This window comes from Pseudomonas sp. JL3 (assembly GCF_031570575.1).
Classification (GTDB): Bacteria; Pseudomonadota; Gammaproteobacteria; order Pseudomonadales; family Pseudomonadaceae; genus Aquipseudomonas; species Aquipseudomonas cucumis.
Window position 1 is genome coordinate 1 of the sequence record NZ_JAKWJK010000008.1, and the last position, 20,573, is coordinate 20,573.

At 59.6% G+C, this 20,573-nt stretch carries 20 protein-coding genes and 1 pseudogene; 12 read left to right on the plus strand and 9 right to left on the minus strand.

Translation table 11 applies throughout. The annotated features are described in order from the left end of the window. Positions 1 to 110: 110 nt before the first annotated feature. A complete protein-coding gene (locus tag MMG91_RS15420; protein ID WP_305447404.1) occupies positions 111 to 1,505 on the minus strand; it encodes a NorM family multidrug efflux MATE transporter in 1,395 nt (464 codons plus the stop codon). Positions 1,506 to 1,662: 157 nt separating this feature from the next. Here MMG91_RS15420 and MMG91_RS15425 point away from each other — a divergent pair, with 157 nt between their 5' ends. From MMG91_RS15425 to MMG91_RS15435, 3 genes are all read left to right on the plus strand, one after another. Further along, positions 1,663 to 2,583 carry a LysR substrate-binding domain-containing protein gene (locus MMG91_RS15425; RefSeq protein ID WP_310660070.1) on the plus strand — a complete coding sequence of 307 codons (921 nt, stop codon included), beginning with the start codon at positions 1,663 to 1,665 and terminating at the stop codon, positions 2,581 to 2,583. Positions 2,584 to 2,767: 184 nt separating this feature from the next. Next, entirely contained in the window at positions 2,768 to 4,744 is a 1,977-nt protein-coding gene (locus MMG91_RS15430; RefSeq protein ID WP_305447402.1) for a methyl-accepting chemotaxis protein, read from the plus strand. A gap of 260 nt (positions 4,745 to 5,004) precedes the next feature. After that, positions 5,005 to 6,219, plus strand: coding sequence for an aldose 1-epimerase family protein (locus MMG91_RS15435; RefSeq protein ID WP_310660071.1), 1,215 nt, complete (start codon positions 5,005 to 5,007; stop codon positions 6,217 to 6,219). A gap of 6 nt (positions 6,220 to 6,225) precedes the next feature. Here the strand turns inward: MMG91_RS15435 and MMG91_RS15440 are convergent. Both MMG91_RS15440 and MMG91_RS15445 read right to left on the minus strand, forming a co-directional pair. Beyond that, positions 6,226 to 6,396, minus strand: a pseudogene (locus tag MMG91_RS15440) (magnesium chelatase); the annotation flags it as partial. 32 nt (positions 6,397 to 6,428) lie between these two features. Further along, the gene (locus tag MMG91_RS15445; RefSeq protein ID WP_310660072.1) at positions 6,429 to 7,928 is read right to left on the minus strand and encodes a PLP-dependent aminotransferase family protein; all 1,500 of its coding nucleotides are present in this window, start codon (positions 7,926 to 7,928) and stop codon (positions 6,429 to 6,431) included. Between the two features lie 288 nt (positions 7,929 to 8,216). Between MMG91_RS15445 and MMG91_RS15450 the strand changes: the two genes are divergently transcribed. From MMG91_RS15450 to glyA, 3 genes are read left to right on the plus strand one after another with little or no spacing between them, the layout of a single operon-like run. Beyond that, positions 8,217 to 9,467 carry a benzoate/H(+) symporter BenE family transporter gene (locus tag MMG91_RS15450; protein ID WP_305447399.1) on the plus strand — a complete coding sequence of 417 codons (1,251 nt, stop codon included), beginning with the start codon at positions 8,217 to 8,219 and terminating at the stop codon, positions 9,465 to 9,467. Next, positions 9,467 to 10,285, plus strand: coding sequence for a YggS family pyridoxal phosphate-dependent enzyme (locus tag MMG91_RS15455; RefSeq protein ID WP_305447398.1), 819 nt, complete (start codon positions 9,467 to 9,469; stop codon positions 10,283 to 10,285). Before MMG91_RS15450 ends, MMG91_RS15455 begins: the two co-directional genes overlap by 1 nt. 55 nt (positions 10,286 to 10,340) lie before the next feature. Continuing rightward, positions 10,341 to 11,606, plus strand: coding sequence for a serine hydroxymethyltransferase (gene glyA / locus MMG91_RS15460; protein WP_305447397.1), 1,266 nt, complete (start codon positions 10,341 to 10,343; stop codon positions 11,604 to 11,606). A 111-nt stretch (positions 11,607 to 11,717) separates the two neighbouring features. Here glyA and MMG91_RS15465 read toward each other — a convergent pair whose 3' ends face one another. Then, on the minus strand, positions 11,718 to 13,211 hold the full coding sequence (locus tag MMG91_RS15465; RefSeq protein ID WP_310660073.1) for a YifB family Mg chelatase-like AAA ATPase: 1,494 nt from the start codon (positions 13,209 to 13,211) through the stop codon (positions 11,718 to 11,720). A gap of 122 nt (positions 13,212 to 13,333) precedes the next feature. Further along, positions 13,334 to 13,519: a hypothetical protein gene (locus MMG91_RS15470; RefSeq protein ID WP_305447395.1), complete on the minus strand. Its 186-nt coding sequence runs from the start codon at positions 13,517 to 13,519 to the stop codon at positions 13,334 to 13,336. Between the two features lie 249 nt (positions 13,520 to 13,768). Here MMG91_RS15470 and MMG91_RS15475 point away from each other — a divergent pair, with 249 nt between their 5' ends. Together MMG91_RS15475 and MMG91_RS15480 are read left to right on the plus strand one after the other, a co-directional pair. Next, positions 13,769 to 14,047 (plus strand): type II toxin-antitoxin system RelE/ParE family toxin, encoded by a 279-nt coding sequence (locus MMG91_RS15475; protein WP_310660074.1) that lies wholly within the window; start codon positions 13,769 to 13,771, stop codon positions 14,045 to 14,047. 8 nt (positions 14,048 to 14,055) lie between these two features. After that, positions 14,056 to 14,361: a HigA family addiction module antitoxin gene (locus MMG91_RS15480; RefSeq protein WP_030129123.1), complete on the plus strand. Its 306-nt coding sequence runs from the start codon at positions 14,056 to 14,058 to the stop codon at positions 14,359 to 14,361. 52 nt (positions 14,362 to 14,413) lie between these two features. Here MMG91_RS15480 and MMG91_RS15485 read toward each other — a convergent pair whose 3' ends face one another. Both MMG91_RS15485 and MMG91_RS15490 read right to left on the minus strand, forming a co-directional pair. Beyond that, on the minus strand, positions 14,414 to 14,941 hold the full coding sequence (locus tag MMG91_RS15485) for a Bro-N domain-containing protein (protein ID WP_310660075.1): 528 nt from the start codon (positions 14,939 to 14,941) through the stop codon (positions 14,414 to 14,416). A 476-nt stretch (positions 14,942 to 15,417) separates the two neighbouring features. Continuing rightward, on the minus strand, positions 15,418 to 15,684 hold the full coding sequence (locus tag MMG91_RS15490) for an accessory factor UbiK family protein (RefSeq protein WP_007894783.1): 267 nt from the start codon (positions 15,682 to 15,684) through the stop codon (positions 15,418 to 15,420). A gap of 416 nt (positions 15,685 to 16,100) precedes the next feature. Between MMG91_RS15490 and glnK the strand changes: the two genes are divergently transcribed. The 4 genes from glnK to sutA all read left to right on the plus strand — a co-directional run bounded on the left by glnK (position 16,101) and on the right by sutA (position 18,876). Further along, positions 16,101 to 16,439 carry a P-II family nitrogen regulator gene (gene glnK / locus MMG91_RS15495; protein ID WP_002555808.1) on the plus strand — a complete coding sequence of 113 codons (339 nt, stop codon included), beginning with the start codon at positions 16,101 to 16,103 and terminating at the stop codon, positions 16,437 to 16,439. A 35-nt stretch (positions 16,440 to 16,474) separates the two neighbouring features. After that, positions 16,475 to 17,812: an ammonium transporter gene (locus MMG91_RS15500; protein ID WP_310660076.1), complete on the plus strand. Its 1,338-nt coding sequence runs from the start codon at positions 16,475 to 16,477 to the stop codon at positions 17,810 to 17,812. 214 nt (positions 17,813 to 18,026) lie between these two features. Next, the gene (locus MMG91_RS15505) at positions 18,027 to 18,452 is read left to right on the plus strand and encodes a secondary thiamine-phosphate synthase enzyme YjbQ (RefSeq protein ID WP_305447391.1); all 426 of its coding nucleotides are present in this window, start codon (positions 18,027 to 18,029) and stop codon (positions 18,450 to 18,452) included. Between the two features lie 103 nt (positions 18,453 to 18,555). Next, positions 18,556 to 18,876 carry a transcriptional regulator SutA gene (gene sutA, locus MMG91_RS15510; RefSeq protein ID WP_305447390.1) on the plus strand — a complete coding sequence of 107 codons (321 nt, stop codon included), beginning with the start codon at positions 18,556 to 18,558 and terminating at the stop codon, positions 18,874 to 18,876. 94 nt (positions 18,877 to 18,970) lie between these two features. Here the strand turns inward: sutA and MMG91_RS15515 are convergent, their stop codons facing one another. Together MMG91_RS15515 and xerC are read right to left on the minus strand one after the other, a co-directional pair. Continuing rightward, the gene (locus tag MMG91_RS15515) at positions 18,971 to 19,675 is read right to left on the minus strand and encodes an HAD-IA family hydrolase (protein WP_310660077.1); all 705 of its coding nucleotides are present in this window, start codon (positions 19,673 to 19,675) and stop codon (positions 18,971 to 18,973) included. Then, a complete protein-coding gene (gene xerC / locus MMG91_RS15520) occupies positions 19,672 to 20,571 on the minus strand; it encodes a tyrosine recombinase XerC (RefSeq protein ID WP_305447388.1) in 900 nt (299 codons plus the stop codon). The genes MMG91_RS15515 and xerC overlap by 4 nt, the downstream gene beginning before the upstream one ends. Between the last annotated feature and the right edge of the window lie 2 nt (positions 20,572 to 20,573).

The window sequence follows — 20,573 nt, forward strand, 5'->3', positions numbered from 1 at the left end:
ACAGTAGGGGCGAGTCCATACATAGGAGCGAGGCTTGCCCGGCTTCACACTGTATGCCTGATTCACCGTGCAAAGGCCTTCGCGGGCAAGCCTCGCTCCTACAGGTGATTTCATTCGGTCTGAACAGCCTCGAAACTTTGAGACGACGGCTCCCGTCGAATCATCCCCTTCATCTTCCACTCAAACGCCAGTGTCAGGCTCACCGCCGCACATGCCAGTCCCAGTGCCAGGCCCCACCAGACCCCCGTTGGCCCCCAGTTCAAATGGAAAGCCATCCACCAGGCGGCCGGCGCGCCGATCAGCCAATAGCAACCCAAACCCACCAGGAACGTGGTCTTGGCATCCTTGAGCCCGCGGATGCAACCCATGGCGATGGTTTGCGTGCCGTCGAACAGCTCGAACCATGCCGCTACCGCCAGCAGGCTCACGGCCAGGTTAATGACTTCGCGAAACGCCGGGTCGTTGTGGTCCAGGAACAAACCGATCAACTGATGCGGCAGCAGCCAGAAGACCATCGCAAAGCCGAGCATGGCCGCCGCACCAAAGGCGATCCCGACCCGTCCGGCCAACCGCGCATCAAGCAATTGCCCGGCGCCGTAATGCTGGCCGATGCGCATGGTGATCGCGTAGGAAAGCCCCGCCGGGATCATGAACGCCACCGAGACGATTTGCAGGGCGATCTGGTGCGCCGCCAGTTGCGTACTGCCCATGGTGCCCATGCACAGCGCGGCGAAGGCAAACAGACCGACTTCCACCGCATAGGTCCCGCCAATTGGCAGGCCCAGGCGCCACAATTCCTTCAAGTACTGACGGTTGGGCCGCGACAGCCCCTGACGCAATGGATACGCGTCGTAAGCCGGATGCCGACGAATGTGTAGCGCGAGCGCCAGCGCCATGAGGTTGGCAACGATCGCCGTGACCAGCCCGATGCCCACCAGACCCATTTTCGGCAGGCCGAACATGCCGGTGATCAACGCATAGTTGAGCAGGAAGTTGGCCACGGTGCCGGCGAGGCTGATGACCATCACCGGTGTCGCCCGGCCGATGGCGCTGGTGAAGCCGCGCAGCGCCATGAAGCTCAGGTAGCCGGGCAGGGCGAACGGCAGGATCAACAGAAACTGGCCGGCCGCCTGAACGTTGGTTGCGGTCTGTCCGAACAGCAGCAACACCGGTTTGAGGTTCCACAGCAGCAACCCCGCCACCAGTGCCATCAACCAGGCCAGCCACAACCCGGCCTGGGTCAGTCGCGCGGCGCCGATGATGTCGCCCGCGCCCTGACGGATCGCCACCAGGGTGCCGACGGCGGCGATCACGCCGATGCAGAAAATCGACACGAACGAATACGTCGCTGCGCCCAGACCACCACCGGCCAGCGCCTCGGGACTCAGGCGCGCCATCATCAATGTGTCGGTGAGGACCATCAGCATGTGCGCCAACTGCGAGGCAATCAACGGCCCCGCCAGCCGCAGGATGGCCCAGAGTTCAATACGCGCTGGATGCTGCATGATCATCACGCTCGATTGTCAGAGAGAACAGGAAGCGTCGATTCTCGGCGCTCTGCGGGGTTTCCACAAAGGGATAAAAAGGATGGGTGGCATGATTAAAACTCATGCCAGGGACTTTCTGATAAGTTGAGGCAACCGCGCTATAGGAGCTTTCCCAATGTCTCGTCGTCTTCCTCCCTTGTATGCCCTGCGAGCATTCGAAGCGGCGGCGCGACATAGCTCGTTCACCCGCGCCGCCGAAGAACTGTCGATCACCCAAAGTGCGGTCAGCCGGCACATTCGTACGCTCGAAGAGCATTTCGCCTGTCGGCTGTTTCACCGCAGCGGGCGCAACCTGCAACTGACCGAATCGGCGCGGCTGATCCTGCCCGGCATTCGTGAAGGCTTCACCGCCCTTGAGCGGGCCTGCAATACCTTGCGCGCCGAGGACGACATCCTGCGCATGAAAGCCCCGTCGACCCTGACCATGCGCTGGCTGTTGGCGCGGCTCAGTCGTTTTCGACACCTGCGACCGGGGAACGAGGTGCAATTGACCAGCGCCTGGATGGACATCGATACGGTGGACTTCAACCACGAACCCTTCGACTGCGCTGTCATCCTCAGCAACGGGAATTTTCCACCAGACTGGGAGGCGACTTTCCTGTTCCCCGAAGAGCTGATTCCGGTGGGCGCACCGAATCTTCTGAAGGATCAACCATGGGACGTTGCGCGCCTGGCCAGTACCGAGTTGCTGCACCCGACGCCGGACCGTCGTGACTGGCGCAACTGGCTGGAGCGCATGGGCCTGACCGATCAAGTCTCGCTCAAGGGCGGGCAGGTATTCGACACGTTGGAGTTGGGCATGATCGCCGCTGCCCGAGGTTACGGCGTGTCCATGGGCGACTTGCTGATGGTGGCTGAGGATGTTGCGCAGGGACGTCTGAGTTTGCCGTGGCCGACGGCCGTCGCCAGTGGTGAGCATTATTACCTGGTCTGGCCGAAAACCCGCCCCGGCGGTGAGCGTTTGCGTCGCCTGAGCGATTTCCTGCAAGGCGAAGTCCGGGCCATGGAATTACCGGATGTCGAACGCCTGGGCTGAATCGATGGAGCCGCCGCAATGGCGGCCTTGAGCCATATCCCCGTTAATTGCTCAAGTATTCAGCTTTGCCGCCGAAAATCTGCTGATGGCACCGTCGTGCAGGTTCCATGTTTTCCCCACAATCAGAAATTTTGCCGAGTGTGCGACGGGTCAGAATGATCCGGCCACTGGGTCAGGAGCTGTCATGTCTCAACCTCGTGCTCGGATTGCCTCACAGCTGGGTCTTGCGCTTGCCGTGATTCTGGCGATTGTCATCAGTGGCAGCACAGTATTTGCCCTGCGCTCGCTTGACTCGGCCAACCTCGCCACCCGCGAAGAGCATCTGGCCAGTGAGGCCCGCTTGCTTGCCGATCAGCTGAGCACCTTTCACGGCACCTTGCGTGAAAGCACCCAGCGCCTGGCCGGCCTGTTCGAGAAGCGCTTCAGTGCCGGTTTGAGCGTGCATCCGGATGAGCCGGTGACTGTGGCGGGTGTGCAGACTCCGGGCCTGCACCTGGGCAGTGATGTGTTGAACAACAACTTCGCCGAAGTCGACGAATTCAAGCAAATGACCGCAGGCGTCGCGACCGTGTTCGTGCGCAGCGGTGAAGAGTTCATTCGGGTCAGCACGAATGTCACCAAACAAGACGGCAGCCGTGCCATTGGCACGCTGCTCGACCACGCGAATCCGGCTTACGCCCGTTTGATGGCGGGGCAGAACTATGTGGGTCGAGCTTTGCTTTTCGAACGCTTCTACATGTCGCAGTACACCCCCGTACGCGACAGCAGCGGTAAGGTCATTGCCGTGCTGTACGTGGGTTTCGATTACACCGACGCGCAGAACGCGCAGTTCGCCAACCTCAAACGCTTCCGCATCGGTCAGACCGGTTCGCTGGCATTGCTGGATGAACAAGGCAAATGGCTGGTGCCTATTGCCGGTGTGGAGGCACTGGATCAGGCGGTCTCGAGCATCGTCGGTCTGGCCAAAACACCGGGCAAAGGCGACTTCTGGAACGACAAGTCGCAAGACTTTTACAGTGTTGCCGTACCGTTCGAAGGCGGGCCGTGGTCGGTGGTGGCGAGCATGCCGAAAACCGAAATCCGCGCCGTGACCTGGAGCGTCGGCATTCAATTGGCGATCGGCAGTCTGCTGGCGATGCTGCTGGCGGTGGGGGCGGCGGTCTGGTTGCTGCGCAGCAAATTGGCGCCACTGGGTGACTTGGTGCGCCAGGCCGAAGCCTTGGGCGCTGGTGATTTGAGTGTTCGCCTGAACGTGTCGAGCAATGACGAAATCGGCCAACTTGCCCGCGCCTTCAATCAGATGAGCCAGGCCCTGTCGACCATGGTCGAGCACATCCGCAAAGCCTCGGGTGAGGTCAACAGCCGTGCCCAGGCGTTATCCGGTTTGTCCGGTGGCGCCTATGAAGGGATGGAGCAGCAGTCCGGCGAAATCACCAGCATGGCCGGCGCCGTGGAAGAGTTCAGCGCCACCTCGCTGAACATTGCCGATAACATGAGCAACACCCAGCGTCTGGCGCAGGAAAACGCACAGCAAACCCAGATCGGTCGTACGTCGATGGACGAAGCGTCCTCATCCCTGGAGCAAATCGCCGGTGCACTGAACAGCACCGCGACGGTGATCAATACCTTGGGCCAGCGCTCCCAGGAAATCGGCGGCATTGTCGGGGTGATTACCGCGATCGCCGAACAAACCAACCTGCTGGCGCTCAACGCAGCCATCGAAGCCGCCCGCGCCGGTGAGCAGGGCCGTGGGTTTGCGGTGGTGGCCGATGAGGTGCGCAACCTGGCCTCACGCACCCGCCAGGCCACTGACGAAATTTCCGGGATGATTCAAAGCATCCAGCAGGAAACCGGCAACGCCATCAGCACCATGGAGCAAGGCAATGTGTTGATGCAGGAAGGCCTGTCGCGCAACGCCAACGTTGCTTCGGCCCTGGCACGGATCGACGAGCAAAGCCGCTCGGCCGGTCAGCAATTCGCCGCCATCACCACCGCCACCCAAGAGCAAAGCAGCACCGCGACCTTGCTCAGCAGCAATCTGCAAAGCATTGCCCTGGCGAACAGTGAGCAACGGGAAGTGGTGTCGAACCTGGCGGTGACTGCCAAAGAGCTGGAGAAGCTCGCGGCGGATTTGCGGCATGAGGTTGACCGGTTTCGTTGAGTCGCCTCTGAAACCGCTTTCGCGAGCAAGCCCCACATTTAGACCTGCGGTGAACACAGTATCTGTGAACGCTAGAGAGCATGTGGGAGCGGGCTTGCCCGCGAAAGGATCGACTCGGTTCCCGATTTCCCCCCCAAACCTGTGGATCAACTATCCGATTGTCTTTCTTTGGTGTTTGCGCCGCTATCTCGGTTTTTATGCTTGCTGAAACGTTTCTTCACGTTTATAAAAATGGCACAACTCCAATAAAGGCTGCTGCCATGACCCCGCTCAAACTCTTCGTTGCTCTCAGCGCACTGTCCGCTGCCTCCCAAGCCATGGCCTGGGACTACGTCCTGCTCGACACCGACAAAGCCGCCCAGAACTGGCAGATCACCAGCCAGCAACTCGGGGTAAAAACCGACAAACCCTTCAGTGTGACCCTGCGCACCTTGCACGGCGGTCGGCAGGAAGGCGTGAGCATCGTCGACATCGATAACGGCACGATGAAACTCTCGGTGGTGCCGACTCGCGGCATGAACGTCCTGCAGGCGTCTGTAGGCGATGTGCGCATGGGCTGGGATTCGCCGGTCAAGGAAGTGGTCAATCCGTCCTTCATCGAACTCAACGGCCGTGGTGGCCTGGGCTGGCTGGAAGGATTCAATGAACTGGTCACCCGCTGTGGCTACGAATGGGTCGGCCACCCCGGCATGGACAATGGCGAACTGCTGACCCTGCACGGTCGCGCCGCCAACATCCCTGCGAACAAAGTCACCCTGCACATCGATGAAAAACCGCCGTACGCCATCAGTCTGCGTGGCGAGCTGAAAGAGCAGGCGTTCAAGAAAGTCGACTTCTCGGTCGCGACCGAACTGGTCACCGAACCCGGCAGCGTAGTGTTCACCCTCAACGACACCCTGAGCAACAACGGTGACTATCCGAAGGAATACCAGGCGCTGTACCACAGCAACTTCAGCACTCCGTTCCTGGAACAGGGCGCCCGCTTCGCCGCCCCGGTGAAACAGGTGTCGCCGTTCAACGACAAGGCCAAAGGCGATCTGCCGGACTGGCAAACCTACCGCGCGCCGACCAAGGACTACGACGAAACGGTTTACAACGTGGTGCCGTATGCCGATGCCAAGGGCGATACGTTGACCGTGCTGCATAACAAGGCCGGCAGCCTGGGTGTTTCGGTCGGCTTCAATACTCAAACACTGCCCGTGTTCTCCCTGTGGAAAAACACCGATACCCAAGGGCAGGGCTATGTCACGGGGCTGGAGCCGGGGACGAGTTTTTCCTACAACCGCCGGTATCAGCGGCCACTGAACCTGGTGCCGACGATTGGGCCTAAGGAACAGAAGCAGTTCGGGATCAGCTACAGCTTGTTGGCGGATAAGGCTGCTGTGGATAAGGCGTTGAAGCGGGTGAGCGAAATTCAGGGCGGGCGGGAGACTGAGGTGCGGCAGACGCCGTTGGTTGATCTCACCAAGGGGTGATGCCTGCTAATTTGTGCTCGGCCGGTATTGCAGTGCCTCGGCCAAGTGCTCGCGGGTAATTCCATCGACTTGCTCAAGGTCCGCCAGGGTGCGCGCCACTTTGAGCAGTCGATGGGCTGACCTCAGCGACAAGGTCAGCCGTTCACACGCCGTTTCCAGCCAGGTTTGGTCAGCAGTGACGTGAATCGCGCGAGCCCTCCCAAAATGCCCTACCGGGTTTTCAGTGCATTGGCCAGGCGCAGCATGGCCGCTTCGATTTCATAAGCGGTCAGCGACGAGTAACCCAATAACCAGCCTTGTTTCTTCTCCTCACCGGCGTACAACCGGCTCAGACCGGAAAGCTGAACGCCCGCGCTGGCTGCTTGGCGGATGGTTTTTTCTTCAGACCAGCCATCGTGCAGCAGGCAGGGAATTTGTAGCCCGCCAGGAGGGCGCAAGGCGGTAACGATGCCGTCCAAGTGCTTACCGATCGTGTCGAGCATGATGGAGCGGCGTCCGGCATACAGCTTGCGCATGGCTCGGACGTGGGCGTTGTAATGGCCGTCCTCCATAAAGCGCGCCAGGGTCAGTTGCAGAATTTGGGGTGTATGGCCGTCAATCATGCTGCGGGCGTAGGTAAAAGCCTTGATCAGCTCGTGGGGCAGTACCATGTAACCCATTCGCAAACCGGGGTAGAGGGTCTTGCTGAAGGTGCCGATATAGAGCGTACGCTGATACTTGTCCAGACCCTGTACGCAGGCGGTCGGTTGCCCGTCGTAGTGAAACTCGCTGTCGTAATCATCTTCGATGACCCATTTGCCTTTCTCCGCTGCCCAGTTGATCAACTCAAGACGACGCTCCAGTGGCAAGGTTGCGCCGGTGGGGTATTGATGAGAAGGCGTGACATAAACGCAATTGGCGCCGCTGCGGTCGGCGTGCAGCAGGTCGGTGCGTATGCCCAGTTCATCGACATCGATGGGAAGAACGTTGGTCTCGGCGGTTTCAAAGGCTTTCTTGGCGCCATAGTAACCCGGGTTTTCCAGCAGGATCGGTTTGCCGGCGTCCACCAGCAACTGCGCACACAGAAAAAGAGCCTGGCGAGTGCTGCTCAATACCATGATCTGGTCGGGGGAGCATTTGGCCCCGCGCTCGAGGTTCAAGTAGGTGGCGATGGCCTTGCGCAGCGGCTCGGCGCCTTGCGGGTCGCCGTGCAACAGCACGTTGGCGCGATAGTCCTTCATCACCTGGCGTTGCAGGCGCTCCCAGACATCGGTAGGGAAGGTACGGGTTTCCGGCAGCCCGGTCGCAAACGCCTTGATTACCTGCTGATCGTTCACGCCGCCACTGTCGAAGATCATCCGCCCGCGCTGGCTCAATCCCGCCCCCGGTGCCGCCTGACTGCTTTTGACTTCCTGCGCCTTGATGCGTCGGCGCGCTGCGCCGCGCAATTCGGTGCCCAGCGTTTCACAGACATAACTGCCAGCCCCCTCGCGCCGCACGATAAAACCGTCGCGGTGCAGTTGCACGTAGGCGTTTTCAACGGTGTCGCGGGCAATCCCGAGTGACTTGGCCAGGACCCGGGTCGCGGGCAGCTTCAAGCCTGGGGCAAGGGCGCCATCGAGGATCAATGCACGCAGTGCGCGCTGAATCCGCTGATGCAGATTCAACAGCTGAAACTCAACATCGTTGAGGCGCATTTTCAGCGTTTCCAGCTCGAACGTTTTCGCCATGCGGTCTGCCTGATCTTATTAAATTGGCCTGCAAAGGCAGGCCAGTCTATCCGTAGAATCCGCCCCTCGTCACTGCCTTTGCGCTCGGTGATCGGTCGATGCATTGAGCGACTTCATGAAGAATTTTGCCCGCGGGCTGAGGCAGGGATCGCTTTCAGTCACAGCAAGCGGTCTGGTAAGTGGTCTGGCCTTCTGCGAGAAAGTGTAGGGGCAAAACATGCCATTTCAACGTTATAAATCCGCCCTTATCCGGGACAGGCACCTCGTTTTGCAAGGAGCAAAGCCATCATGTCGTCTTCAGCATTGCCATCGCCCCTGCGTCTACGGGACCTTATGCATCCGATTGTCGCCGGGCTGATTTCAGTCATCGTCAACTATGGCGGCACTTTCATCCTGGTCTTTCAGGCCGCCAAAGTGGCCGGGCTCAGCCCAGAGCTGACGGCGTCGTGGGTATGGTCGGTGTCGATTGGCGTGGGCATTACCGGGCTGTTTCTGAGTTGGGTGAGCCGTGAGCCGATCATTACCGCCTGGTCGACACCCGCGGCGGCTTTTCTGGTCGTCGCGCTGTCCACCACGCCTTACGCCGAGGCGGTGGGTGCGTACATTATTTCGGCCGCCGCCTTCGTGCTGCTGGGTTTGTCCGGTTGCTTCGAAAAACTCATCCGCCTGATTCCGTCGGGTGTGGCTGCGGGCCTGCTGGCCGGTATCTTGCTGCAGTTCGGAATCGGCGCGTTTGGTGGCATGAGTCTTGACCCAGTGTTGGTCGGGTTGCTGATTGCCGCTTACGTTGTGCTCAAGCGCTTTACCGCGCGCTACGCGGTGGTGGGCATTCTGGTGCTGGGGCTGGCGTTTCTTCTGACGCAGGGCCGTGTAGAACTGTCGGGGCTGGCGCTGCAATTCGCGGCACCGGTATTCACCCAGCCTGAGTTTTCGATCAATGCACTGCTCAGTGTGGCACTGCCGCTGTTCCTGATCACGCTCACCGGCCAGTACATGCCGGGCATGCTGGTGCTGCGCAACGATGGCTTCAGCACCAGCGCTAATCCTATCCTGACTGTCACAGGGCTGGGCTCCTTGCTAATGGCGCCCTTCGGTTCTCACGCCTTCAATATCGCGGCCATCACGGCGGCCATCTGCACCGGCAAAGAAGCCTCGGAGGATCCGTCCAAGCGCTGGATCGCCGGGGTTGCTGCGGGACTGTTCTACATCCTCGTAGGGATTTTCGGGTTGACCCTCGCTGCAGTGTTCATGGCGTTACCGGCCACCTTCATTACGACGCTGGCCGGGCTGGCCCTGCTCGGCACTATCGGCGCGAGCCTGGCCAGCGCCATGGCTGACGTCAAAACCCGCGAAGCCTCGCTGATCACCTTTCTGGCGTCCGCCGCGAACATCACCTTGCTGGGGATTGGTGGGGCGTTCTGGGGATTGCTGATCGGTCTGGCGGCTTACGCCTTACTCAATGGCCGCTTACCGCGTCGCGAGACGATGGTCATTCCGGCTGCCGACGTTGTTGTGACGACCAAAGGAGCCACCCACTGATGTTTGATCAATTGGAAAAAACCGTCACCCTGCACGAGCGTCATGGCCGTTACCCACAGGCCACCAGCGTCGAGGACTTTCGCCGCAACCTGGCAGCCGTGCAGCAGCGGATCGCTAACGCCTGTCAGCGGGTTGGACGTGATCCGGCGAGTGTGCGCCTGCTGCCGGTCAGTAAAACCTTTGACGAAGCTCATCTGCGTCTGGCCTACGCTGCCGGCTGCCGGCTACTGGGTGAGAACAAAGTGCAGGAAGCGCAGCGCAAATCGCAGGCCATGGCCGATCTGGCCGACTTGCAGTGGTCGGTTATCGGCCACCTGCAAACCAATAAGGCCAAGCAGGTGGCGCGTTTTGCCAGTGAGTTTCAGGCGCTGGACAGCCTGCGAGTGGCCGAGGCCCTGGATCGTCGCCTGCACATCGAGGGGCGCCAGCTGGATGTGTTCGTTCAGGTCAATACCTCCGGCGAAGCCAGCAAATACGGCTTGGCGCCCGAAGCCGTCGCGGACTTTTTGTCCGCCCTGCCGGCGTTCTCGGCGTTACGGGTGCGTGGGTTGATGACACTGGCGCTGTTTTCGGCCGACGTGCTCCGTGTCCGCCCTTGCTTTGTACGGCTGCGCGAACTGCGCGAGCGCTTGCGCCAGCGCGCCCCGGCGGGCGTCGGGCTGGAGGAACTGTCCATGGGCATGTCCGGTGATTTCGAAGTCGCCATTGAAGAGGGGGCCACCGTGGTGCGTGTTGGTCAGGCCATCTTCGGCGCACGTGCCATGCCGGATGCCTACTACTGGCCGACCGCGGATGCCCATCCGGGAAGTGATGAGTAGTCGTCGCTGACATTCCCCTTAACATCTTGATCCAGCTCTACAGGAAGCCAATCCGATGTACGACTCAACGCTGACCCTTAAAGCATTCGACGCCGAGCTGTGTGAGGCGATTCATAACGAAGAACATCGTCAGGAAGACCACGTCGAACTGATCGCTTCCGAAAATTACGCCAGCCCTCTGGTGATGAAAATCCAGAGCACCGTGCTCACCAATAAATACGCCGAAGGCTATCCAGGCAAGCGCTACTACAGCGGCTGTGAGTATGTCGATGTGGCCGAGCGCCTGGCCATCGAGCGGGTCAAGGCCCTGTTCAACTGCGACTACGCCAACGTGCAGCCGCATGCCGGTGCCCAGGCGAACGCCGCGGTATTCCTGGCATTGATCAATCCCGGCGACACGGTGATGGGCATGAACCTGGCCCAAGGTGGCCATCTGACCCACGGTAATCCTTCAAACTTCTCGGGCCGTCATTACAAGATCGTTCCTTATGGCCTTGACCCGGAGACGGGCTTTCTCGACTACGACGAGATGGAGCGTATTGCTCTGGAAACTCGACCGAAGATGCTAATCGGTGGTTTTTCTGCCTACTCTCGGTACAAAGACTGGGCGCGCATGCGGGCCATTGCCGACAAGGTCGGGGCCATTTTCTGGGTCGACATGGCCCACGTCGCAGGTCTGGTCGCCGCTGGCGAATACCCGGACCCATTGCCGCATGCCCATGTGGTCACTAGCACCACGCACAAGACCCTGCGGGGCCCACGGGGTGGCTTGATTTTGTCCAAGGGGCAAGACGAAGCATTCTACAAAAAGCTCGATTCTGCGGTATTCCCAGGTGTCCAGGGCGGTCCATTGATGCACCAGATCGCCGCCAAGGCCGTCGCTTTCAGGGAAGCACTGAGGCCCGAGTTCAAAACCTATCAGGCACAGGTGGTGATCAACGCCCGGGCCATGGCGGCCGTGCTGCAAGAGCGGGGTTACAAGATCGTCTCCGGTGGCACCGATAACCACATGATGCTAATCGACCTGTCCGACAGGCCCTATACCGGCAAGGAAGCCGATGCGGCCCTGAGCAATGCCTATATCACCGCTAACAAGAACTCGGTGCCCAACGACCCGCGCTCACCGTTCGTGACCTCCGGGCTGCGCATCGGCACCCCGGCCATCACCACCCGTGGTTTCGGCGTGATCGAATGTGAACAATTGGCGGGCTGGTTGTGCGACGTACTGGACGCCCTGGAAAACGGCAACAGCGAGAAGGTGGGGCATCACGTGCGTGAACAGGTGGTGGAGCTCTGCCGCCGTCATCCTGTCTATCGTTAACCCTGTTACTCCGGGCTATTGCCAGGCTGATGTCATCATTGGGCGAAAAACCAGGCGCGCGGCAAGACGCCTGGGACGAATGGGTGCATCCGATGCCAACCTGTTGCATCTCTAGCTGGGTGCTGATGGCCGATATTGCAGTGCTTCGGCTACGTGGCTGCGACCGATAGCGTCTACTTGTTCCAGATCCGCCAGGGTACGGGCGACTTTCAGTAGGCGGTGAGCCGCACGAAGCGAAAGAGTTAGTCGCTCGCAGGCGCTTTCCAGCCAACCTTCATCTGCTTTGGATAACGCGCAATGCTGGCGTAGCCCTGGCAGGTCGAGAAAGGCGTTGGCGCAGCCCTGACGCTGTTGCTGACGCTCCCTGGCCTGGGCGACCAGGGCAGAAGCGCTGGCCGTGTCGTCACCGGTTTTGATCGGGTTCAGTGCCGTGCTTTCCCGGGCTACGGTCAAATGCAGGTCGATGCGGTCCAGCAAGGGCCCGGACAATTTGTTGCGATAGCGCTGAACCATGTCCGGTGTACAGGTGCAACGGCCGCTCGGCTCGCCAAGATATCCACAGGGGCAGGGATTCATCGCGGCGACCAGTTGAAAGCGCGCCGGAAAGCGCACGCGGTCCTTGGCGCGGGAAATCACGATGTGGCCGGATTCCAGTGGCTCTCTCAGTACCTCCAACACCTTGCGATCAAATTCCGGGAGTTCATCGAGGAACAGCACACCATGGTGAGCGAGGGTGATTTCGCCCGGTTGTGGTTTCGAGCCACCGCCCACCAGTGCTGGTCCTGAAGCGGAGTGGTGTGGCTGTCGGAAGGGGCGCTGTGGCCAATGACTCAACGGCACGCAACTGGCGACCGATTGAATCGCCGCCACTTCCAACGCCTCACTCTCGATCAATGGCGGTAGCAGCCCCGGCAGACGACTCGCCAATAACGTTTTCCCCGTCCCCGGCGGTCCGCTGAACAGCAAGTTATGAGCTCCCGCCGCTGCAATCAGCAAGGCGCGTTTGGCCGCGAGTTGCCCCTGCACTTCATTCAAATCGGGGTAGGGTTTGCTGGCGTAGAGCAAGCCATTGGAAGCGTAGGGTTCGATGGGCGTGTGGCCATTGAAATGCGCGACCGCCTCCAGCAAATGATCCACCGCAATCACTTTCAACCCCGACGCCAAGCAGGCCTCCTCGGCATTCGCTCGTGGCACCACCAGCGTGCGCCCGGCCTTGCGCGCTGCCAGCGCCGCCGGCAACACACCCCGAACCGCCCGCACAGCGCCCGACAACGCCAGCTCTCCCAGGCACTCCACGTCATCCAGCGTCAACGTCGGCACCTGCACACTGGCCGACAGAATCCCCAAGGCAATCGCCAGATCGAACCGTCCGCCGTCCTTCGGTAAATCCGCCGGGGCGAGATTCAGAGTGATGCGCCGAGCCGGAAATTGCAGGCCTGAATTGATGATCGCGCTGCGTACCCGATCCTTGCTTTCCTTCACGGCCGCTTCGGGCAAACCGACCATCGTCAGTGACGGCAAGCCGTTGGCCAGATGCACTTCTACGGTAACGGCGGGCGCTTCCACGCCAACCTGGGCGCGGCTGTGGACGATGGAGAGGGACATGGTCGTTCCTTGAGCTGACAGGGAACCGCTTCCTGCGGTTTTTGAAGGGTAGCCGGGGAGTGAGGGTTTAGCGTGGCGGCAAGGGAAGGAAACTTTCGCAGGATGTTGCGAGTTTTGGTGAGCTAATTCGGGAGCTTCGTCAGGCTCGTGCCTGCAAGCCAGCCACTCGGTTCAAGTTCTTTGCCCTGAGCAGCTGCGACATCAAAAAAGCGGCGTTGATTGACCGATACGCTCCTGGCTAACCGGAGTGCCTCAGCATGGTGTTCAGCGACGAGTAACTGTCTGGCTTTTTGTTTTTTAGATTTCATAGCGACCTCTTTTGGCTTTGTAGATTGTTTTTTTGGTCAATCAGCTTAAGCGGTGGACACGGTTTTGATGCAATGGGAATTGGCGCTTGTTTTTGTAGGATCCGGCTGGATTTCGAAAGCCTTCTGAAGGGCGCAGGTAGTCTTTTTCCTAAAGTTTTGAAAGGGTGGCCAAGAATCGCAACACCGCGTTTGCATAAGTGAATTCAGGTTATACACTCAAGATTAATGCATAACGTTAAGCTTTAAATTATGATCGTTAGCTTTAAGTGTTCTGAGACCGAGTACCTGTTTCGCAGCGGAAAGACCCGTATGTGGTCAGCCATTCTGAGTGTCGTGGAACGAAAGCTGACGATGCTTGATGCTGCTGCCGTGCTGATGGACCTTCGATCACCACCAGGCAATCGATTGGAGGCGCTGGAAGGAGATCGAAAAGGTCAGCACAGCATCCGCATCAACGCTCAATGGCGAATTTGCTTTGTTTGGGGTCTTAACGGGCCAGAGAATGTCGAAATCGTCGATTATCACTGAGGTGAGTAATGACTAAGAATGGTATGCGCCCGGTTCATCCTGGCGAGATCCTCAAAGAGGAATACCTGGAGCCTCTGAGCCTTACGGCTGCGGCCTTGGCCAGAGCGTTGAGCGTTTCGACGCCTACGGTGAACGACATCGTGCTTCAGCGTCGAGGTGTCAGTGCCGATATGGCTCTAAGGCTATCTATCTGCCTGGACACGACTCCCGAGTTTTGGCTGAACCTGCAATCGACATACGATTTGCGAAAAGCCGAGATCGAACGAGGGGCTGCGATCCGGGATCAGGTTGAGCGTCTTCCGCACTGTGCTTGATCCTCTGCTCCTGAACGAACCCCACGCTACGAACGTGGGGTTTTTTTGTCGTTCAGAATGCCTGAAGTATTCGCGACGCACGTTTCCACCACGGCGCATTGACCGAATGCTGTGGCTGTTCTCGATCTGGCAGGATCTGCGGAACATCCTGCAATCGAATCCACGGCTGGTTATTCCAGTGCAGCAAACTCAACGACATCTCCGGCCAATTCAGTAGGCTCAGCATCGGGCGCTCTGTTGAGGTGGGTTGTTGGGCGTCTCTGAGGGCTGGCACGACATCGTGGGTCAGCCATTCGCGCAGGCCTCGGTATTCGGGGCAGTAGTGGTAGATCAGTAACGCGTAGACGCCGGATTCGCTGATCAGCAGTGTGTTTTCTACGGTGCCGTGGATGAGCATTCGCACGGACTGGTGTTGGTCGGGATCGAGTTTTCGTAACGCTCGTTCGTCGAGGAAAAGCCTGAGCAATCGGCCGAGGTCGCGGGCGCTGAACCAGGGTTGGTTTTCCAGGAGGAGGGCGTGGAGGTGGAGTTTGTGGCGGGTGAAGATGTGGGGGATCAGATAAGCGTCATCGCGATTCATTGATACAGCTCCTTTTGCTTAAGGGGCTGCCGGCAATTGTCGCCAAACAATTGGGTGGCAGCTGTACGCGGGTTGGCGAACCGGAGCAAAAGGAACCCGGCAGACCCGAAGATCTCCCACGCACAGCCGCCATGACTCGATGTGGCGGAAATTAGCCCGCCGTCGGATGGTCGTTGTGCACCTTAAGCTTCAGGTCGCCAAACCCAGTGCTGAACATTCAGCAGTAAGGTGAGCTTAGGAACCGGGGCCTTACGACGCAATCGGACGGCGGTGGTGTTCTTTGTAGGACGTTGCCGGGATTTTTGAGGGCTTAAAGATCAAAAGATCGCAGCCTTCGGCAGTTCCTACAGAACACATTGAATGATCGTTCCCACGCTCTGCGTGGGAATGCATCCCGTGACGCTCTGCGTCACATCTGGAGCGGAACGCGGAGCGTCCCTGGCGGCATTCCCACGCAGAGCGTGGGAACGATCAGGTTACTCGGCGTCAGCAGGTGGATTGAGCTTCGCTTCCAGCTCCGCCACTTTCGCCTCAAGGCTCTCCAACCGTGCCCGGGTCCGTGCCAGTACGACCATCTGGCTATCAAACTCTTCCCGGCTCACCAGGTCCAGCTTGCTGAAGCCGCTCTGCAACAGAGCCTTGAACTGGCTTTCGATTTCGCTTTTTGGCAGCGGGGTGTCGCCGCTGAAGAGGCGGGAGGCGGTGCCGCTCAGGGCGTCGAGGAAGTCTTTGGGCGCGAGCATGGGAAATGTCCTGTCAACAATGGCGGGCAGTGTATCACGCAGTGTCTATAGTCAATCTCGGCAGCTGCGATGCACGCTTTTCGCGCAGTCGATTGGGCAGTCGCGCACTGTTGTTGTGCGTAACGGTTGCGCCAATCGGTCGAAAGGCGCTTTGGCAGCGGCCAAGGTATTGAAATCAATGGGTTTTGGATAGATGGCAAGCTTTCTGCTTAGTCGCTGGTGACCCATGCACTGATGCAGTCGCTGTGACGAATGCAGTGCGCCAAGCGGAACGGGGGAAGTTTCGTGCGGAGTGGTTCGCTGGCGTCGGACGGGCAGGTAAGGCCGACGATGCGTTACAAAGCCAGGCACTGCGCTTAGACTTGAGTCGGGTTTGTTTTCCTGGGGCAAGTCCACCAATTCGGGAGAGAGTTTTCATGAAGCTAGTCACTGCCATCATCAAGCCGTTCAAACTGGACGACGTGCGCGAGTCGCTGTCCGAGATCGGCGTGCAGGGCATTACCGTTACTGAGGTCAAAGGCTTCGGTCGGCAGAAGGGTCACACCGAGCTGTATCGCGGCGCGGAGTACGTGGTCGATTTTCTGCCCAAGGTGAAGATCGATGTCGCCATTGACGACAAGGATCTGGACCGGGTTATCGAGGCGATAACCAAGGCCGCCAACACCGGCAAGATCGGTGACGGCAAGATCTTCGTGGTCAATCTGGAACAGGCGATTCGCATCCGTACCGGCGAAACCGATACCGACGCAATCTAAGCCGCCACAAACCCAACGCCCCAGGAGAAAACAATATGACTCTGCGTAAAATCGCAGGGCTAGGAGCCCTGTTGTCCCTCGTAATGCCCGGCCTGGCCATGGCGGCAGACGAGGTGGCGGCCCCAGTCCTCAATTCCGGCGATACCGCCTGGATGATGACCTCGACAGCCCTTGTGCTGTTCATGACCATTCCCGGCCTCGCGCTGTTCTACGGCGGCATGGTTCGCTCGAAAAACATTCTTTCCGTGATGATGCAGTGCTTCGCCATTACCGGTTTGATCAGCATTCTGTGGGTCATTTATGGCTACAGCATTGCGTTCGACACCACCGGCATGGAGCAGGGCGTCGTCAACTTCAACTCGTTCTTCGGCGGCATGGGCAAGGCGTTCCTCGCCGGTGTCACGCCTTCGAGCCTGACCGGTCCCGCGGCGCTATTCCCCGAGGCGGTCTTCATCACCTTCCAGATGACTTTCGCCATCATTACCCCAGCGTTGATCGTCGGTGCTTTCGCCGAGCGGATGAAGTTCTCCGCCATGCTGGTCTTCATGGGCATCTGGTTCACCCTGGTTTATGCACCGATCGCGCACATGGTCTGGTCCGGCAACGGCGGCCTGATGTGGGACTGGGGCGTGCTCGACTTCGCCGGCGGCACCGTGGTGCACATCAATGCCGGTGTGGCCGGTCTGATTGCCTGCCTGGTATTGGGCAAGCGTAAAGGTTTCCCGACCACCCCGATGGCCCCGCACAACCTCGGCTACACCCTGATGGGCGCCGCGATGCTGTGGATCGGCTGGTTCGGCTTCAACGCCGGTTCCGCTGCCGCCGCCAACGGCACTGCCGGCATGGCGATGCTGGTCACCCAGATCGCCACCGCTGCTGCGGCGCTGGGCTGGATGTTTGCCGAGTGGATTACTCACGGCAAGCCAAGCGCACTGGGTATCGCTTCGGGTGTTGTGGCCGGTCTGGTTGCAATCACTCCGGCGGCAGGCACCGTGGGTCCGATGGGCGCTTTGGTGATCGGTCTGTCGGCGGGCGTGGTGTGCTTCTTCTGCGCCACTACCCTGAAACGCAAACTCGGTTATGACGACTCCCTGGACGCCTTCGGCGTGCACGGTATCGGCGGTATCCTCGGCGCGATCCTGACCGGTGTGTTCGCGGCACCGGCCCTCGGTGGCTTCGGCACCGTCACCGACATCGGTGCACAAGTCTGGATTCAGTGCAAAGGCGTGGGCTTCACGGTGATCTACACCGCGATCGTCACGTTCATCATCCTCAAGGTCCTGGACGCTGTCATGGGTCTGCGTGTTACCGAGGAAGAAGAAGCTGTCGGCATCGATCTGGCGCTTCACAACGAACGCGGCTACAACTTGTAAGCACGCGCATGAAAAATTTGCCCGGCTTGCCGGGCATTTTTTTGTCCGGGATTTGTCAGTGAAGGAAGGGCTGAAAGGTTTTTTCATACACGTTCAGTCGCGTTTATGACGGGCGTTTTTCTGCGGCCAATGGCTTACACGATTGAAGGAATATTAGGGCCTTTGTTTTTTTCCAGAGCGCGCTAGAATGCGCCCCGAACGTGCGGAGAACAGTATGTGGCAACAGACTCTGATCACCTTGCGAGCACGGCCCCGAGGCTTTCATCTGGTAACGGACGAATTACTCGCCGGCTTGCCTGAACTCAAGGCGTATCGAGTCGGTCTGTTGCATTTGTGGTTACAGCATACCTCGGCGTCGTTGACCATCAACGAGAACGCCGATCCGGCGGTACGTCGCGACTTCGAACGATTTTTCAATCGTCTGATCCCACAAGGAACAGACGGCTATGAGCATAACGACGAAGGCCTGGACGACCTCCCGGCGCACTTCAAGGCCAGCGTACTTGGCTGTCAGCTCAGTTTGCCGATCTCGGCAGGCCGACTGGCGTTGGGGACCTGGCAAGGTGTTTATCTGGGCGAGCACCGTGATCATGGCGGTGCCCGTAAAGTCCTCGCCACCGTGCACGGTGAAGGGGCATAAAACCGCTGGTTACCAGCGGTGGTTGATTTTTTTCCGGCAGCCGTCGACAGACGGCAAAGCTGGGCTATAACTAATCTGCTTTTCGCAAGTCATGAGGTAGAACATGAGCGACGATGATCTGGAAAACGACGACCTCGAAGTAGGCGACGACGAAACCGAAGAAGGCCTTGAAGCGGCGGCAGAAGACGTCGCTGAAGACGACGGTGGTGATGTGCCCGTTCCGACTGCCAAAGGCAAGGCCAAGGCTGCGGTATCGGTCGATGAGCTGCCGAGCGTCGAAGCCAAAAACAAGGAACGCGATGCCCTGGCCAAGGCCATGGAAGAGTTTCTGGCACGGGGCGGCAAGGTGCAGGAAGTGGAGGCCAATGTGGTCGCCGATCCTCCCAAGAAGCCTGATAACAAGTACGGCAGCCGGCCTATCTAAGCGCCTGTTTGTTGCTTGCTGAAAAAGCCCGCCGTCGCTGCGGGCTTTTTCATGGGTGAGGATAAGTGGGCCCGCGAAGGCGATCTCAAAGCTGCTACGAAACCGAATTCCACCGCGCCAACAACCCCGGCAATTCGTTCAGGCTACGGATCTCGGCATCCGGTACCTTCTCGGCTTCCCACACCTTGCCCGCCGGGTTAAACCAGATTGCCCGCAACCCCGCCTGCTGGGCGCCGGCAATGTCATCGCCAGGATGGTCGCCGATATGCACCGCTGTTTCGGCGGTCGCGCCGCCCCGCTGAAGCGCTTCATGAAACAGTCGCGCATCCGGTTTGGCGATGCCGATGTCTTCGGCGCACAGGGCAAACTTGAAGTAGTCCGCCAGCCCCAGTCGGCGCACATCGGCGTTGCCGTTGGTAACCACGCCAAGCGCATAGTGATTGGCCAGAATTTCCAGGGTCGGTTGCACCTCCGGGAAGATCTCCAGCTGATGCCGCGCATGCAGAAACACTTCGAAACCCTGATCGGCCAGGTTAGATGCGTCGGTATGCCCGTAACCGGCTTCTTCCAGCGCATGGAACAACACCCGCCGACGCAAGGCACTGATGCGGTGCTTGAGGCTCGGTTCGTTGCTCAGCACTCGTTCGCGAATCGACCACAGATGTTCCACCGGCACCGCGCCCAGGTTCGGCGTGTGCTCGGTCAGCCATTCACGCAATATGGCTTCGGCGCTGGCAATCACTGGGGCGGTGTCCCACAGGGTGTCGTCGAGGTCGAAGGTGATCAATTGGATGGTCATGAATCATCGCCTTTAATGCGTTTGGCCCGTGGATGGGCACTGTCGTAGACCGTCGCCAGGTGCTGGAAGTCCAGGTGGGTATAGATCTGGGTGGTCTTGATGTCCGAGTGGCCGAGCAGTTCCTGTACCGCCCGCAAGTCCTGGGAGGACTCCAGCAAATGGCTGGCGAAGGAGTGTCGCAACATGTGTGGGTGCAGGTTCTGCCCCAGCTCGCGTTCGCCAGCGGCCTTGACCCGCACTTGAATCGCCCGTGGACCGAGGCGCCGGCCTTGCTGGCTGACAAACACCGCGTCGTCCGCCGGGTTGGTCATGGCTCGTAGCGGCAGCCACAATTCCAGCGCTTCGCGAGCCTTTTTGCCCACTGGCAACAGGCGGGTTTTACTGCCCTTACCCAGCACCTGAACCATACCGTCAGCCAGATCCAGCTGATCAAGATTGAGCCCCGTCAATTCAGAAAGGCGCAGGCCGGAGGAATAGAACAACTCCAGAATCGCCTGATCCCGACGCGCCAGAAAGTCATCCTCAACCGCGCCCTCCAGCAGTTGTAGCGCGCGGTCGGTGTCGAGGGTCTTCGGCAGGCGGCGTTCGCCCTTGGGCGGTGCCAGGCCATTGGCCGGGTCGTGATCGCACAGGCCTTCGCGGTTCAGATAGTGATAGAGCCCGCGCACTGCGGAGAGCAACCGCGCCAGGCTGCGGGACGATTGACCTTGGGAATGCAGGCGAGCGATCAGGCTGCGCAGGCGCTGGATGTCCAGCGCGGCCCAGCTGTCGATGTTCTGTTTGGTGCACCAGCCCAGCACTTTGTCGAGGTCGCGGCGGTAGGCGTACAGCGTGTGCGGCGACACCTGCCGCTCACTGCGCAGGTGTTCGCAGTAAGCGTCCAGTTGTCGTTCCATGG